The following is a 15,369-nucleotide window of genomic DNA, read 5'->3' on the forward strand; positions in this document are numbered from 1 at the left end:
CCCAGTTGGGAAAATGAAATTGTAGCCCTGTTGCACGGAAAGGCCTTGCTGCAGGACGGAATATGCAGATACGGGTTGGGTGCGGTTTACATCGGACGCTGCGGGCCCCCGCACCGTCCGCTCGCGTACGGCTGTCGTCATCGGAGCGGGATACCGACAGCATCGGCAAAGCCTGTGACAGAACACGCACCCGCGTGTCGCAAAACGTTTCCACAATTCTGAACTGGACGGTATAGTCCACCCCGTGAACCCCGCTCCCCTCCCCGCTGCCGACATGGACGCGCGCGATCTTCGTGTGTTCGATGCGGTGCGCGAGCTGCTCGCCCGGCACGGCATGCAGATGAGCATGGATGCGGTGGCCCAGCACGCCGGCTGCTCCAAGCAGACGCTGTATTCGCGCTACGGCAGCAAGCAGGAGCTGATGCGCCGGGTGGTCGAACGGCATGTCTGCCGGGCGACCGCGGCCCTGCGTGGCCTGCGCGATGACGACCTGCGCGGCAGCCTGATGCAGTTCGCCGTCGACTACCTGGAGCATTTCAACCAGCCGCATGTCGCCCAGGCCTGCCGGATGATTTCCGCCGATGCGGCGCAGTTTCCCGACGAGGCCCGCAGTCTGTGGCGCGACGGTACCGGGACATTGACTCTTCACCTTGCTGAATGGATCGAATCCGCGATCACCCGGGGCCAGCTCCGGCATGACGACCCGCACTTCATGGCTGAACTGCTAATCAGCATGATCGGTGGCCAGGATTTCGATCGGCAACGCTTCCACATGCCCCATCGCGACGACGCCGGGACGCGTCGGCGCTGGGCTGGATTTTCCGTCGACAGCTTCCTGCGCGCCTTCGCGCCGGCGGCTTCGGTCCCCCCGCATTCAAACCAACTCCGGAGTTTCTCCTGATGATCGCCCCACTCCGCATCCTTGCACTGACGTGCGCTGTTGCCTTTGCCCTGGCTGGCTGCAAGAAAGAAGAACAGCAGGCACCGCCGCCGCCGGAAGTGGGCGTGATCGAGGCGAAGCCGCAGACCCTGCCGCTGCAGCGTGAGCTGGTCGGCCGGCTGTCGCCGTTCCGCAGCGCCGATGTCCGCGCCCGCGTGCCGGGCGTGCTGCTCAAGCGCGTCTACCAGGAAGGCAGTGAGGTCAAGCAGGGCCAGACCCTGTTCCTGATCGACCCGGCGCCGCTGCGTGCCGAGCTCAACGCCTCCGAAGCCCAGCTCGCCTCGGCCCGCGCCACCTATGCCAATGCCAAGGTGGCAGCGGATCGCGCCCGTTCGCTGGCCCCGCAGAAGTATGTGTCCAAGGCCGACCTGGACAATGCCGAATCGGCCGAGCGCACCGCGCTGGCGGCAGTCAAGCAGTCCGAAGCCGCCGTGAGCAGCTCGCGCATCAGCCTGGGCTACGCCGAAGTCACCGCGCCGATCAGCGGCGTGGCGGGCAAGCAGCAGGTCACCGAAGGCGCGCTGGTCGGCCAGGGTGACGTCACCCTGCTGACCACCGTGGACCAGTTGGATCCGCTGTATGTCAACTTCTCGCTGAGCGTGGACGAGCTGTCACAGCTGCGCGCCGCACAGGCCAAGGGCGCCCTGGCGCTGAGCGGCGATGGCAAGGCCACCGTGCAGGTCAAGCTGTCCGATGGCAGCACCTACGGGCAGAGCGGCACGCTGGACTTCTCCTCGACCACGGTCGATCCGGCCACCGGTGCGGTATCGCTGCGCGCGGTGCTGCCGAACCCGGACCGGATCCTGCTGCCGGGCGCCTTCGTCAGCTTCCAGGCCACCCTGGGCGAGCGCAACAACGCCTACCTGGTACCGCAGCAGGCGCTGCTGCGTGATGCCACCGGCGGCTACCTGATGGTGGTCGGCGCCGATGGCAAGGTGGTGCGCCGCAACGTCAAGACCGAAGGCGCGCAGGGCGGCAACTGGCTGGTCACCGATGGCCTTCAGGCGGGTGACAAGGTCGTGGTTGCCGGCGTGCAGAAGGTCAAGGAAGGCGCACCGGCCACGGCCAAGCCGTGGAGCCCGGAGCAGGCTGCCGCCGCTGCCAAGGGTGCACCCGCCGCCGGCCAGGCGCCTGCCGCCCAGGGCGATGCCGCCGCACCCGCACCCGATGCCGCCGCACCCGACGCAGCGCAGCAGGCTCCGGCCGCTGCCGAGCAGGCCGCGCCGGCCTCCGATTCGACCAAGCAGTAACGGGAAAACTCCGTCATGCCTAAATTTTTCATCGAACACCCGGTCTTCGCCTGGGTGGTAGCGATCCTGATCTCGCTCAGCGGCGTGATCGCGATCCTCAACCTGGGTGTGGAGTCCTACCCCAGCATCGCCCCGCCACAGGTCACCGTGTCGGCCACCTACCCCGGCGCAAGCGCGGACACCACGGAAAAATCAGTCACCCAGGTGATCGAGCAGCAGCTGACCGGTATCGATCACCTGCTGTATTTCAGTTCCTCTTCCTCGTCCAACGGTCGTGCCACGGTCACCCTGACCTTCGAAACCGGCACCGATGCGGACATCGCCCAGGTGCAGGTGCAGAACAAGGTCTCGCTGGCCACGCCCCGACTGCCCAGCGAAGTCACCCAGCAGGGCGTGGTGGTGGCCAAGGCCAACGCCGGCTTCCTGATGGTGGTGGCGCTGCGTTCGGATACAGGCGGCAACAGCCGTGACGCACTGAACGACATCGTGGCCTCGCGCGTGCTGGACCAGGTTTCGCGTATCCCCGGCGTCGGCAGCACCCAGCAGTTCGGTGGCGAGTACGCCATGAACATCTGGCTGAACCCCGAGCGCATGCAGGGCTACGGCCTGTCGGCCAGCCAGGTGCTGGCCGCCGTGCGTGAGCAGAACGTGCAGTTCGCCGCCGGTTCGCTGGGTTCGGACCCGGCCCCGGTGGGCCAGCACTTCACCGCCACGGTATCGGCCGAAGGTCGCTTCAGCACCCCGGAAGAGTTCGAGAACATCATCCTGCGCGCCAACCCGGATGGGTCGCGCGTGCTGTTGAAGGACATCGCCCGGATCGGCTTCGGCGCAGGCAACTATGGCTTTGACACCCAGTACAACGGCAAGCCGACCGGTGCCTTCGCGATCCAGCTGCTGCCCGGTGCGAATGCACTGAACGTGGCAGAAGCGGTGCGCGCGAAGATGGACGAGCTGCAGCCGAGCTTCCCGGCCGGTGTCAGCTGGTTCTCGCCATACGACAGCACCACCTTCGTGAAGATCTCCATCGAGGAAGTGATCAAGACGCTGGTCGAGGCCATCATCCTGGTCTTCCTGGTGATGCTGATCTTCCTGCAGAACTTCCGTGCCACCCTGATCCCGACGCTGGTGATCCCGGTCGCGCTGCTGGGTACGTTCCTGGGCATGTGGATGATCGGCTTCACGATCAACCAGCTGACCCTGTTCGCGCTGGTGCTGGCGATCGGCATCGTGGTCGATGACGCGATCGTGGTGATCGAGAACGTCGAACGCATCATGACCGACGAAGGGATGGCGCCGAAACAGGCCACCCAGAAGGCAATGACCCAGATCACCGGCGCGGTCGTGGCCATCACCGTGGTGCTGGCGGCGGTGTTCATCCCGTCCGCGCTGCAGGGCGGTGCGGCCGGTGAGATCTACAAGCAGTTCGCGCTGACCATCGCCATCTCGATGGCGTTCTCGGCGTTCCTGGCGCTGGGCTTCACCCCGGCGCTGTGCGCGACCTTCCTCAAGCCGACGCACAACGACAAGCCGAACATCGTCTACCGCACCTTCAACAAGTACTACGACAAGATCAGTGGCACCTACGTGGGCCACATCACCTCGGCGGTGCGCCATGCGCCGCGCTGGATGATCCTGTTCGTGGTGCTGGGTGCGCTGTGCGCCTTCCTGTTCACCCGCATGCCGGGCAGCTTCCTGCCTGAAGAAGACCAGGGCTATGCGCTGGCGATCGTGCAGCTGCCGCCGGGTTCGACCAAGACCCAGACCAACGAAGTGTTCGCGCAGATGCGTGGCATCCTGGAAAAGCAGGAAGGCTTCGAAGGCCTGCTGCAGATCGCAGGTTTCAGCTTCGTGGGTTCCGGCGAAAACGTGGGCATGGGCTTCATCCGGCTCAAGCCCTGGTCCGACCGCGAGGTCACCGTGCCCGAGTTGATCGGCAACATGAACGGCGCGTTCTACGGCATCAAGGAAGCACAGATCTTCGTGGTCAACCTGCCCACCGTGCAGGGCCTGGGCCAGTTCGGCGGCTTCGACATGTGGCTGCAGGACCGTACCGGTGCCGGCTTCGAACAGCTCACCAATGCCCGCAACACCCTGCTCGGTGCAGCCGCGCAGAAGAGCGACCTGCTGACCGGCGTGCGCCCGAACGGACTGGAAAACGCCCCGCAGCTGGCCCTGCACGTGGACCGCGTGCAGGCGCAGGCGATGGGCATGTCGGTGTCGGACGTGTACAGCACCATCCAGCTGATGCTGGCCCCGGTGTACGTCAACGACTTCTTCAGCGAAGGCCGCATCAAGCGCGTGACCATGCAGGCCGATGCGCCGTACCGCACCGGCGAAGCGTCGTTGAAGAGCTTCTACAGCCCGTCCACGCTGGACACCAATGCCGACGGCACCAGCACGATGATCCCGCTGAGCACCGTGGTGCGCTCGGAATGGGTGTCGGCGCCGCCGTCGCTGAGCCGCTACAACGGCTATTCGGCGGTGAACATCGTCGGTTCGCAGGCACCGGGGCGCAGCTCCGGCGAAGCGATGACCGCGATGGAAGACATCGTGCGCAACGAACTGCCGGCCGGCTTCGGCTACGACTGGTCCGGCATGTCCTACCAGGAAATCCTGGCGGGCAACGCGGCCACGCTGCTGCTGGTGCTGTCCATCGTGGTGGTGTTCCTGTGCCTTGCCGCGCTGTATGAAAGCTGGTCGATCCCGGTCGCCGTGCTGCTGGTGGTGCCGCTGGGCGTGCTGGGTGCGCTGGTGTTCTCCATGGCCCGTGGCCTGCCCAACGATCTGTTCTTCAAGATCGGCCTGATCACGGTGATCGGCCTGGCAGCGAAGAACGCGATCCTGATCGTGGAGTTCGCGGTGGAACAGCGAGCGGCCGGCAGGACCCTCCGCGATGCCACCATCGAAGCGGCGCGCCTGCGCTTCCGCCCGATCCTGATGACCTCCTTCGCCTTCATCATGGGCGTGATCCCGATGGCCATCTCCACCGGTGCCGGCGCCAATTCCCGCCACGCCATCGGTACCGGCGTGATCGGCGGGATGGTGTTCGCCACCTTCCTCGGCCTGCTGATGATCCCGGTGTTCTTCATCGTGGTCCGCCGCATGCTGGGCGACAAGCTGGACGAACCGTCCAAGGAGTTCGTCGAGCGCCAGCATGAGGCCGGCGGCGCCCACCGCCCCGATCGCTGAGGGATCGTGACGGCCGCTGGCCGTCACGCCTTTCCGGCCGTCGCGCTTCAAATGAAAAGGCCCCGGAGCGATCCGGGGCCTTCTTTCATTCCCAGCCGCCGCTCAACGCAGTACGGCAACCACTGCGCACGCCACCACGATGGCCAGCGATGGCCATTGCATGGGCAGGTAGAAGAAGTGATGCCGCGCCGGCACGCCCTCGGGGCGCACGCCGCGATTGAGCACGAACCCCAGCACCACGTTGATTGCCGCGCCGATGCCGCACCCCAGCAGGAACTGCGCCAAGGTGATGTTGCCCTTGGCGACGGACGGATCGGGGTACAGCCAGAGCAGCAACAGCACTGCGACGATCGGTGTCAGCAGGGTAAAGAACCCTGCACCGCGGTAGATGACCATGCCCGTACCTGTTTTGAGAGGACGGGCATTCTAGGCGATCGTGCAGGCGGAGCGGGTCGTGGACCCGCCCCCCCCGCTTGCGCCGAAGCCTCAGCGCAGCCCGGTTTCGTTGCGGGCAATGACCAGGCGCTGGATCTCCGACGTGCCTTCGTAGATCTCGGTGATCTTGGCGTCACGGAAGTAGCGCTCCAGCGGCATTTCCTTCGAATAGCCCATGCCGCCATGGATCTGCACCGCCTGGTGGGTGATCCACATCGCCGCTTCCGATGCGGTCAGCTTGGCGATCGCCGCTTCGTTGCTGAAACGCTTGCCCTCGCCCTTCACCCATGCGGCACGCAGGGTCAGCAGCAGGGCCGCGTCCAGCTTGCACTTCATGTCGGCGATCTTGGCCTGGGTCATCTGGAACGTGCCGATGGCCGCGCCGAACGCCTTGCGCTCCTTCACGTATTCGATCGTCGCTTCATACGCCGCGCGGGCGATGCCGATGGCCTGCGAAGCGATGCCGATGCGACCGGCGTCGAGCACGCCCATCGCGATCTTGAAGCCCTCGCCCTCCTGGCCCAGCACGTCTTCGGCCTGCGCCAAGTAATCGTTGAACTCGATCTCGCAGGTCGCCGACGCGCGGATACCGAGCTTGGGTTCGGTCTTGCCGCGGCCGAAGCCGGCGTTCTCGGTGTCGATCAGGAACGCGCTGATGCCGCGCGCGCCCTTCTCCGCATCGGTCATCGCGAACAGGACGATGTACCTGGCCACCGGGCCGGACGTGATCCAGCTCTTCTTGCCGTTGATCACGTAGCTGCCGTCGGCCTGCTTGACCGCGCGGCAGCGCATGGCCGTGGCATCCGAGCCGGACTGCGGTTCGGTCAGCGCGAAGGCGCCGATGGCGGTCCCTTCGGCGATGGCGCGAACGTACTTCTGCTTCTGTGCCTCGGTGCCATGGGTCAGGATGCCGTTGCAGAACAGCGAATTGTTGACCGACATGATGGTCGAGTGGGCCGCGTCACCGGCAGCGACCTCCACCATCGCCAGCACATAGGCGATCGGGTCCATGCCCGCGCCACCGTATTCGGCCGGCACTTCGATGCCCATCAGCCCGTTCTCGCCGAGCAGCTGGATGTTGGCCAGCGGGAACTCGCCGGTGCGGTCATGGTGTTCGGCGCTGGGCGCGATCTTTTCCTGCGCGATGCGGCGCGCGACGTCCTGCAGCATCAACTGCTCTTCGGTAAAGCTGAAATCCACAACGACCCCTCCCGGGTAATGAATCCGCGATTGTACTGGGGCCGGGGTATCGCCAGCTGACTGGGCCGCCGGACCCATGCTCGGCGGAATCCCCCGACCACGCACCGCTGCGCCGCCCTGGTAGCGCCGAGCCGTGCTCGGCGGAATCGCCCCGACCACGCACCGCTGCGCTCGCCGACCATGGGTCGGCGCTACCGTCTTGCCGCACTTCCCCGCTTTGGTAGCGCCGAGCCGTGCTCGGCGGAATCCCTCCGCCCACGTAACGCTGCGCTCGCCGACCATGGGTCGGCGCTACCGTCTGGCCGCCCTGGTAGCGCCGAGCCGTGCTCGGCGGAATCCCTCAGCACACGCACCGCTGCGCTCGCCGACCATGGGTCGGCGCTACCGTCTGGCCGCCTTGGTAGCGCCGAGCCATGCTCGGCGGAATCCCGCCGCCCATAGCCCGCTGCGCTCGCCGACCGTGGGTCGGCGCTACCGCCAACCTCCGGTTGCTTGACCGTTCATCGCCTGGAGGCGAAAATATCTCTCTATCGCGATAGGTGGATATTTATGGATCTCGAGGACTGGTCGACCCGGCTGAAAGTGTTCGCCGACGCCACCCGGGTGCGCCTGCTGGCGCTGCTGGAGCAGGAAGAACTGACCGTGGCCGAGCTGTCGGCGATCACCCGGCTGGCCCAGCCACGGGTATCGACGCATCTGGCACGCCTGAAAGAGGCCGGGCTGGTGCGCGACCGGCGCGCGGGCGTGTCCGCGTATTACCGCTTCGACGACGCCCAGCTGGACCCGGCACAGCGCGCATTGTGGCATGCCTTGAGCACCGGCAGCGACGACCCGCTGCTGCGCCAGGATGCCGAACGCGTGGCCTCGGTGCTGGCCAGCCGTGCCGCCGACCAGAACTGGGCCGACAGCGTGGCCGGTGACATGGAACGCCATTACTCCCCGGGACGCACCTGGGAAGCCCTGGCGCGCACTGCGCTGCCCCTGCTGGAAACCGGCGACGTGCTGGATATCGCCTCCGGCGATGGCGTGCTCGCCGAACTGGTGGCCCCGCATGCCAGGCGCTATGTCTGCATCGACACCAGCGCGCGCGTGGTCGCCGCTGCCAGCGAGCGCCTGCGCCGCCTGCCCAACGTGGAGGTGCGCGAAGGCGACATGCATGCCCTTCCCTTCAAGGACCGCAGCTTCGACCTGGTGGTGCTGATGCATGCACTTACCTACGCCGCCAAGCCGGCGCAGGCGGTCACCGAAGCGGCGCGCGTGCTGCGCCCGGGCGGACGCCTGCTGCTGTGCAGCCTGGCCCGCCATGAGCACAAGGCGGCAGTGGATGCCTATGGCCACGTCAACCTCGGCTTCAGTGACAAGGAACTGCGCAAATTCGTCGACAAGTCCGGCCTGCAGGTGTCGAGCCTGGAGACGGTGACGCGCGAAAAACGCCCGCCGCATTTCGAAGTCATTTCGCTGATCGCCAACAAACCCTGAGGTCGCCGTGCCCGCCCTGCCCTGGTTGCATCCCGAACGTGCCACTGCCCTGCTCAGCGCCCTGCGCGAACGCATCCTGATCATCGACGGCGCGATGGGCACGATGATCCAGCGCCATGGGCTGCAGGAGGACGATTACCGCGGCGAGCGCTTCATCGGTGGCGTGGATACCCGTGCCGACGGCCACGTGCATGGCGCCGGCTGCGACCACGGCCCGGCGCAGCAGCAGGACCTGAAAGGCAACAATGACCTGCTGCTGCTGACCCGGCCGGACATCATCGCCGGCATCCATACCGAGTACCTGCAGGCAGGCGCGGACCTGGTGGAGACCAACACCTTCAACGCCACGTCGGTCAGCCAGGCCGATTACCATCTCGGGCACCTGGTGTACGAACTGAACAAGGCCGGTGCCGCCGTGGCGCGTGCCTGCTGCGATGCAATGGAAGCGACCACGCCGGACAAGCCGCGCTTCGTCATCGGGGTGCTCGGGCCGACCAGCCGCACCGCCTCGATCAGCCCGGACGTCAACGATCCCGGCTTCCGCAACACCAGCTTCGACGAACTGCGCGGTACCTATCGCGAGGCCATCGACGGGCTGATCGATGGTGGTGCCGATACGCTGATGGTGGAAACCATCTTCGACACCCTCAACGCCAAGGCGGCCCTGTTCGCGGTGGAGGAAGCCTTCGATGCGCGCGGCGCACGCCTGCCGGTGATGATTTCCGGCACCATCACCGACGCCTCCGGACGCACCCTGTCCGGCCAGACCGCCGAGGCCTTCCATGCCTCGCTGGCGCATGCCCGGCCGCTGTCGATCGGGCTCAACTGCGCGCTCGGCGCCGATGCGATGCGCCCCCACGTGGAGACACTGTCCCAGGTGGCGGACTGCCATGTCAGCGCACACCCCAACGCCGGCCTGCCCAACGCGTTCGGCGAGTACGACGAGACCCCGGAGGAGATGGCCGCCACCCTGCGCGGCTTCGCCACCGACGGCCTGCTGAACCTGGTCGGCGGCTGCTGCGGCAGCACCCCGGCGCACATCCGCGCCATTGCCGACGCCGTCGCCAACCTGCCACCACGGGCACTGCCCGGCACACGGGAGCAGGCCGCATGAGCAACCTCCCGCATACCCGTCTGTCCGGGCTGGAACCGCTGGTCATCACCCCGGACCTGCTGTTCATCAACATCGGCGAGCGCACCAACGTCACCGGCAGCGCGCAGTTCCGCAAGCTGATCAAAGAAGAGCGCTACGAAGAAGCGGTGGACGTGGCGCGCCAGCAGGTGGCCAGCGGCGCGCAGATCCTCGACGTCAACATGGACGAAGGCCTGATCGATTCAGAGGCGGCGATGACGCGCTACCTCAACCTGATCATGTCCGAGCCGGATATCGCGCGCATCCCGGTGATGGTCGACTCCTCCAGATGGAGCGTGATCGAAGCCGGCCTGAAATGCCTGCAGGGCAAGAGCGTGGTCAATTCGATCTCGTTGAAGGAAGGCGAGGACCTGTTCCGCGAGCATGCGCGCAAGGTGCTGCGCTACGGCGCCGCCGCGGTGGTGATGGCCTTCGATGAAGCCGGCCAGGCCGATACCTGCGCACGCAAGGTCGAGATCTGCACGCGGGCGTACCGCATCCTGGTGGATGAAATCGGCTTTCCGCCACAGGACATCATCTTCGATCCGAACATCTTCGCCGTCGCCACCGGCATCGAAGAGCACGACAACTACGCGGTGGACTTCATCGAAGCCACCCGCATCATCAAGCGCACGCTGCCGTACTGCCATGTGTCCGGCGGGGTGTCCAACGTGTCGTTCTCCTTCCGCGGCAACGAGACGGTGCGCCAGGCGATCCACTCGGTATTCCTGTACCACGCCATCGCGGCCGGCATGGACATGGGCATCGTCAACGCCGGCGCGATGCCGATCTACGACGACCTGGACGCGGAGCTGCGCGAGCGGGTGGAGGACGTGATCCTCAACCGCCGCGCCGATGGCACCGAGCGCCTGCTGGAAATCGCCGAACGTTACAAGGGCAGCAAGGGCGCGGCGCGGGTCGAAGACCTGGCCTGGCGTGAGAAGCCGGTCACCGACCGCCTGGCCCACGCGCTGGTGCACGGCCTGGATGCCTGGGTCGAGCAGGACACCGAAGAGGCACGGCAGGCCTCCACGCGCCCCCTGGATGTCATCGAAGGTCCGCTGATGAACGGCATGAACGTGGTCGGCGATCTGTTCGGCGCCGGCAAGATGTTCCTGCCACAGGTGGTCAAATCGGCGCGGGTGATGAAGAAGGCGGTCGCCTACCTGCTGCCCTGGATCGAAGCGGAAAAACTGCGCAGCGGCGACACCGCGCGCAGCAACGGCAAGATCATCATGGCCACGGTCAAGGGCGATGTGCATGACATCGGCAAGAACATCGTCGGCGTGGTCCTGGCCTGCAACAACTTCGAGGTGATCGACCTGGGCGTGATGGTGCCGGCGCAGAAGATCCTCGACGCCGCACGCGCCGAGAACGCCGACATCATCGGACTGTCCGGCCTGATCACCCCGTCACTGGAAGAAATGAGCCACGTGGCCCGCGAGATGCAGCGCCAGGGCTTCGAACTGCCGCTCATGATCGGCGGTGCCACCACTTCGCGCGCGCATACGGCGCTGAAGATCGACCCGCATTACAAGGCGCCCACGGTATGGGTGAAGGATGCATCGCGCGCGGTCGGCGTGGCGCAGTCGCTGATCTCGCGTGACCTGCGCGACGCCTTCGTGGCCGCCAACGAAGCCGACTACGCCGACATCCGGCTGCGCCACCGCAACCGCGGCGATGCCAAGCGCCTGGTCAGCCTGGCCCATGCGCGTGGGCAGCGTTTCGATGGCGGCTGGGCGGACTACGCGCCACCGGCACCGAACCAGCCCGGAATGCATGTGTTCGACGACTATCCCCTGGCCGAACTGGTGGATTACATCGACTGGACGCCGTTCTTCCAGGCCTGGGAGCTGGCCGGCAAGTATCCAGCGATCCTGACTGATGAAATCGTCGGCAGCCAGGCCAGCGAGCTGTATCGCGATGCGAGGCAGATGCTGGACCGGATCGTCAGCGAGCAGTGGCTGCAGGCACGCGCGGTGTTCGGGCTGTGGCCGGCCAACAGCGTGGGCGATGACGTCCGCGTGCAGCATCCCGATGGCGAAGCCACGCTGCACTTCCTGCGCCAGCAGGTCGACAAGCCCGCCGAGCGTCCGGATTTCTGCCTGGCCGACTTCATCGCGCCCGCCGACAGTGGCCGCCAGGACTGGATCGGCGCGTTCGCGGTGACCGCGGGAATCGGCATCGATGCGCACGTGGCGCGCTTCGAGGCCGCCCATGATGACTACAATGCGATCCTGCTCAAGGCCCTGGCCGACCGCTTCGCCGAAGCGCTTGCCGAGCGTCTGCACCAGCGCGTGCGCAAGGAATTCTGGGGTCATGCCAACGACGAGGCCCTCGACAACGAGGCGTTGATCGCCGAGAAGTACAGCGGCATCCGGCCTGCTCCCGGCTATCCGGCCTGCCCGGAACACAGCGAGAAGGACACCCTTTTCCGGCTGCTGGACGCGCAGGGCAATGCCGGGATGCAGCTGACCGAAAGCTTCGCCATGCTGCCCACGGCGGCGGTATCGGGCTACTACTTCAGCCATCCGAAGAGCCAGTATTTCGTGGTCGGCCGGGTCAGCCGCGAGCAGGTCACCGACTACGCCAGGCGCAAGGGCGTGGACCGCGTGCAGGCAGAGCGCTGGCTCGCCTCCAACCTGGATTACGATCCGGAGTAATGCCGGGGCTGCCCGCTGCGCTCGCCGACCCTGGGTCGGCGCTACCGGTGTAGCGACGACTGGTAGCGCCGAGCCGCGCTCGGCGAGCGCAGCGGGCAAAGCCGCCGAGCATGGCTCGGCAATGGCGTGGCGCCGCTTACCAGACCAGGTCGTCGGGCACCTGGTACTGCGGATCGGCGTACGGGTCATCCTCGGCCGGCGCGTTCGGATCCACCTTCAGCGCCACGGCCTGGGCGAAGATCGCCTCGGCCTGGGCCAGCATGTCCGCGGTCACCAGCATGTAGCGGCCGGCCACCTGCACCACGCCCAGTTCGCCGCCGTTGAGTGCCTTCAGCTGATCAGCGGTGACGTAGATCCGCTTGATCTTGCCGCCGTACGGGAAGTGCCGCGCGATGTCGGCTTCTTCAACGTTCAACGACGCATCCTTCAGCAGCACTTCCAGCTTCGCCTTCGCCTCGCGGCGCACGCGTGCTTCTTCCTGCTTCTGGCGCTCGGCTTCGATGCGCTCTTCCTTCTCGCGCTGCGCACGGATGGCGTAGGCCTTGGCCAGGTCCATCTCTTCCTGCGAGCGCGGCTTGCGCGCGCCCTGTGGCCGGTTGCCCGCGCGATTCCCGGGGTTGCCAGGGTTACCCGGACGGGAGGACGCAGGGCGGTTCTCGCCCGGCTTTCCAGCGTTGGGGCGGGCACCGGCATGCGCCGGTCTGCCGCCGCCCGGTCGCCCATCGCGGCGCGCCTCCGGCTTGCGGTCGGGCTTGCGGTCATTGCTGCGTTCAGGCTTCGGCGCGGGCTTGAAGCCCAGGCCCATCAGCTGGTCGCGGAGGGTATCGCTCATAAGGACAGATCAGTAGTGCGGCGGTGGCGGCTCATCCACCGGATCAGAGGAATACAGCGCGTTGCGGACCTTGCCCAGGTCCTCCAGCAATACCCGCATCAGGCCCTCGTTGCGGGAGCCCTCGATGCGTGCATCGGCCAGCGCTTCGCTCAGCTCGGCCAATGCCTGCTCCTGGAAGGAGACACGCATTTCCAGCTCGACCAGGCGCGCTTCCAGCGCCTGCTCGCGTTCGCTCGATGAAATTTCAGACATGCGTTGATCGTCCCCGGCCAATGACATGGATCGCCAGTCCCGCCGGTGGTCCCGGCGGGTATGGCAGGGCGCGTGCGTGCCTTACGGCTGCACGGAAAGGAGTTCGACGTCGAAGGTCAACGTGGCGTTCGGACCGATCGGGCCACCCTGGGTGCCGTTCTCGCCATAGGCCAGTTCGCCCGGGATCCAGAAGCGGTACTTCGAGCCCACCGGCATCAGCGAAACACCTTCGGTCCAGCCCTTGATCACCTGGTCCAGGCCGAACTCGACCGGCTGGCCGCGCTGGTAGCTGCTGTCGAAGACGGTACCGTCCAGCAGCTTGCCTTCGTAGTTCACCTTGACCTTGCTGCTCGGCAGCGGACGCTCGCCACTGCCCGGGCGGATGACCTGGTACTGCAGGCCCGACGCGGTGGTGACCACGCCCGGCACGGTCTTGTTCCTGGCCAGGAACGCATTGCCTTCCTGACGGTTGGTCTGGCCCAGCTGCGCGGCCTTGGCCTGCATTTCAGCCTGTTTGGTGGCCATGAAGGACTGCAGGATCGCCGCGCCCTCTTCCTGGCTCAGCTTCGGCTGGCCACCGTCGAAAGCGGTCTTGACCGCGTCGAACAGCGCGTCCAGCTCGATGTCACCCTTCAGCTCGGCCAGCGACGGACCGACCATGTAGCTGCCCAGCATCAGGCCGACCTGGCGGTTGTCCACCTTCGGCGGCGCCGAACCCGGTGCCTGGCCCGGAACCTGCTGGCCATTGGCGATCGCCATGGAGGTACGCAGCGCCGTGTCGGTCTTCTGCGCATCGGCCTGGGTGATCAACGGCTGCTTGCCATCGAAGGTGGCCTGCACGGCTTCACGCATGGCGGCCAGGTCGATGTGCGTCTTGATCGCTTCGAGCGAACGGGCGACGTCGCCGCCGATGGCATAGCCGAGCTTCTGCTTGGAATTCAAATTACCGGTCTCCTTGGCTGCTGCCGGGGCGGCAGCCGGTTGCTGCGACAGCGCCACGCCGGTGGTGCCCATCGCCAGAATCAGAACCGACGCCGCAGCGCCACGCATTCCCATCTTCATGTGTTGCATTCCTGGAAGTGAAAAAACGCCGACGTCGGCGCGAAAACACGCATTGTCGCACGCGCGTCCGATATGTCGAGGCGCACGTGCGTCGCTCAATGACCCGCAGGGGCCGCCAACGCGCGTTCGATCGCCGCCACCAGTTCCTTGTCATCCGGCTTCACCCGGCTCGGGAACTGCGCGATGACCGCGCCGTCGCGGCCGATCAGGTACTTGTGGAAGTTCCAGCCCGGGGCCACGCCGGTGGCGGCGGTCAGGCCCTTGTACAGCGGGGTCGCCTGGTCACCCACGACGTGGACCTTTTCGAACATCGGGAACTTGACCCCGTAGGTCAGGGTGCAGAACTCCTGGATATCTTTCTCGTCGCCCGGCTCCTGCCCCTTGAAGTCATTGGAGGGAAAGCCCAATACGCTCAGGCCGCGCGCGGAATACGACTTCTGCAGCGCTTCAAGGCCCTCGTACTGCGGAGTGAAGCCGCACTTGCTGGCGGTATTGACCACCAACAGGACGCGTCCGTGGTAGCGCTGGGCCAGGTTCACCGGGTCCTTGCCGGCCAGCGGGCGGTAGGCGACGTCCAGCAGGCCGGCGGCCGAGGCCATCATCGGCAGGGCCAGGCTTGCGGCCACCAGCAGCGAACCCAGCAGACGGGGCAGGACCGGGCCGCGGCGCGGCAGGGAAACAGATCGCAGCATGGGAGGTGTTCCTGGCAGGAATGAAGGGCCGGACGCGGGGTCCGTATTTCGCCGGGAACTATACCACTGGGCCGTGCAGCGGCCTTTTACGACGATCGCGCAGCGCGCGCGGCATGCCTGCGGTCGGGGTGGGTCGAACGGGTGGAAACCCCCTCGCGGGTGGCTCTGGGATCTAGAGCCGCATCTGGGGTGGGCCGGGCGTGGAGGCTGTGCGGGGCACGCGCAAGTACGTCCATGTAGCTC

The 15,369-nt window shown here is 66.4% G+C and carries 12 protein-coding genes; 6 read left to right on the forward strand and 6 right to left on the reverse strand.

The features are described 5' to 3' along the window. The first annotated feature begins 244 nt into the window (after positions 1-244). From ABE522_RS14970 to ABE522_RS14980, 3 genes are read left to right on the forward strand one after another with little or no spacing between them, the layout of a single operon-like run. The gene (locus ABE522_RS14970) at positions 245-901 is read left to right on the forward strand and encodes a TetR/AcrR family transcriptional regulator (protein ID WP_346592374.1); all 657 of its coding nucleotides are present in this window, start codon (positions 245-247) and stop codon (positions 899-901) included. Next, complete coding sequence (locus ABE522_RS14975; protein WP_346592375.1) at positions 901-2,190, forward strand: efflux RND transporter periplasmic adaptor subunit; 1,290 nt, start codon at positions 901-903, stop codon at positions 2,188-2,190. Before ABE522_RS14970 ends, ABE522_RS14975 begins: the two co-directional genes overlap by 1 nt. A 15-nt stretch (positions 2,191-2,205) precedes the next feature. Further along, on the forward strand, positions 2,206-5,379 hold the full coding sequence (locus ABE522_RS14980; RefSeq protein ID WP_346592376.1) for a multidrug efflux RND transporter permease subunit: 3,174 nt from the start codon (positions 2,206-2,208) through the stop codon (positions 5,377-5,379). A gap of 102 nt (positions 5,380-5,481) precedes the next feature. Here the strand turns inward: ABE522_RS14980 and ABE522_RS14985 are convergent, their stop codons facing one another. Together ABE522_RS14985 and ABE522_RS14990 are read right to left on the reverse strand one after the other, a co-directional pair. Continuing rightward, the gene (locus ABE522_RS14985) at positions 5,482-5,775 is read right to left on the reverse strand and encodes a hypothetical protein (RefSeq protein WP_346592377.1); all 294 of its coding nucleotides are present in this window, start codon (positions 5,773-5,775) and stop codon (positions 5,482-5,484) included. Between the two features lie 90 nt (positions 5,776-5,865). Continuing rightward, on the reverse strand, positions 5,866-7,038 hold the full coding sequence (locus ABE522_RS14990) for an acyl-CoA dehydrogenase family protein (protein ID WP_406846371.1): 1,173 nt from the start codon (positions 7,036-7,038) through the stop codon (positions 5,866-5,868). A gap of 525 nt (positions 7,039-7,563) precedes the next feature. Here ABE522_RS14990 and ABE522_RS14995 point away from each other — a divergent pair. From ABE522_RS14995 to metH, 3 genes are read left to right on the forward strand one after another with little or no spacing between them, the layout of a single operon-like run. Beyond that, positions 7,564-8,493, forward strand: a complete 930-nt coding sequence (locus ABE522_RS14995; RefSeq protein ID WP_346592379.1) for an ArsR/SmtB family transcription factor — start codon at positions 7,564-7,566, stop codon at positions 8,491-8,493. Positions 8,494-8,500: 7 nt separating this feature from the next. Then, a complete protein-coding gene (locus tag ABE522_RS15000) occupies positions 8,501-9,607 on the forward strand; it encodes a homocysteine S-methyltransferase family protein (RefSeq protein ID WP_346592380.1) in 1,107 nt (368 codons plus the stop codon). Beyond that, the gene (metH, locus tag ABE522_RS15005) at positions 9,604-12,288 is read left to right on the forward strand and encodes a methionine synthase (protein ID WP_346592381.1); all 2,685 of its coding nucleotides are present in this window, start codon (positions 9,604-9,606) and stop codon (positions 12,286-12,288) included. The genes ABE522_RS15000 and metH overlap by 4 nt, the downstream gene beginning before the upstream one ends. A 136-nt stretch (positions 12,289-12,424) precedes the next feature. Here the strand turns inward: metH and ABE522_RS15010 are convergent, their stop codons facing one another. From ABE522_RS15010 to ABE522_RS15025, 4 genes are all read right to left on the reverse strand, one after another. Continuing rightward, the gene (locus tag ABE522_RS15010; RefSeq protein WP_346592382.1) at positions 12,425-13,120 is read right to left on the reverse strand and encodes a DUF2058 domain-containing protein; all 696 of its coding nucleotides are present in this window, start codon (positions 13,118-13,120) and stop codon (positions 12,425-12,427) included. 9 nt (positions 13,121-13,129) lie between these two features. Continuing rightward, complete coding sequence (locus ABE522_RS15015) at positions 13,130-13,372, reverse strand: SlyX family protein (RefSeq protein WP_309685121.1); 243 nt, start codon at positions 13,370-13,372, stop codon at positions 13,130-13,132. Between the two features lie 81 nt (positions 13,373-13,453). After that, entirely contained in the window at positions 13,454-14,434 is a 981-nt protein-coding gene (locus ABE522_RS15020; RefSeq protein WP_346592383.1) for an FKBP-type peptidyl-prolyl cis-trans isomerase, read from the reverse strand. A 95-nt stretch (positions 14,435-14,529) separates the two neighbouring features. Then, a complete protein-coding gene (locus ABE522_RS15025; RefSeq protein WP_346592385.1) occupies positions 14,530-15,036 on the reverse strand; it encodes a glutathione peroxidase in 507 nt (168 codons plus the stop codon). Between the last annotated feature and the right edge of the window lie 333 nt (positions 15,037-15,369).

Origin of the sequence: Stenotrophomonas lacuserhaii (genome assembly GCF_039674585.1) — a bacterium.
Lineage (GTDB): Bacteria > Pseudomonadota > Gammaproteobacteria > Xanthomonadales > Xanthomonadaceae > Stenotrophomonas > Stenotrophomonas pennii_A.

Bases quoted from the DNA above. Each gene is read 5' to 3' on its own strand.
- ABE522_RS14975 (WP_346592375.1), top strand. From the start codon at position 901: ATGATCGCCCCACTCCGCATCCTTGCACTGACGTGCGCTGTTGCCTTT.
- ABE522_RS14980 (WP_346592376.1), top strand. From the start codon at position 2,206: ATGCCTAAATTTTTCATCGAACACCCGGTCTTCGCCTGGGTGGTAGCG.
- ABE522_RS14985 (WP_346592377.1), bottom strand. From the start codon at position 5,775: ATGGTCATCTACCGCGGTGCAGGGTTCTTTACCCTGCTGACACCGATC.
- ABE522_RS14995 (WP_346592379.1), top strand. From the start codon at position 7,564: ATGGATCTCGAGGACTGGTCGACCCGGCTGAAAGTGTTCGCCGACGCC.
- metH (WP_346592381.1), top strand. From the start codon at position 9,604: ATGAGCAACCTCCCGCATACCCGTCTGTCCGGGCTGGAACCGCTGGTC.
- ABE522_RS15010 (WP_346592382.1), bottom strand. From the start codon at position 13,120: ATGAGCGATACCCTCCGCGACCAGCTGATGGGCCTGGGCTTCAAGCCC.
- ABE522_RS15015 (WP_309685121.1), bottom strand. From the start codon at position 13,372: ATGTCTGAAATTTCATCGAGCGAACGCGAGCAGGCGCTGGAAGCGCGC.
- ABE522_RS15020 (WP_346592383.1), bottom strand. From the start codon at position 14,434: ATGAAGATGGGAATGCGTGGCGCTGCGGCGTCGGTTCTGATTCTGGCG.
- ABE522_RS15025 (WP_346592385.1), bottom strand. From the start codon at position 15,036: ATGATGGCCTCGGCCGCCGGCCTGCTGGACGTCGCCTACCGCCCGCTG.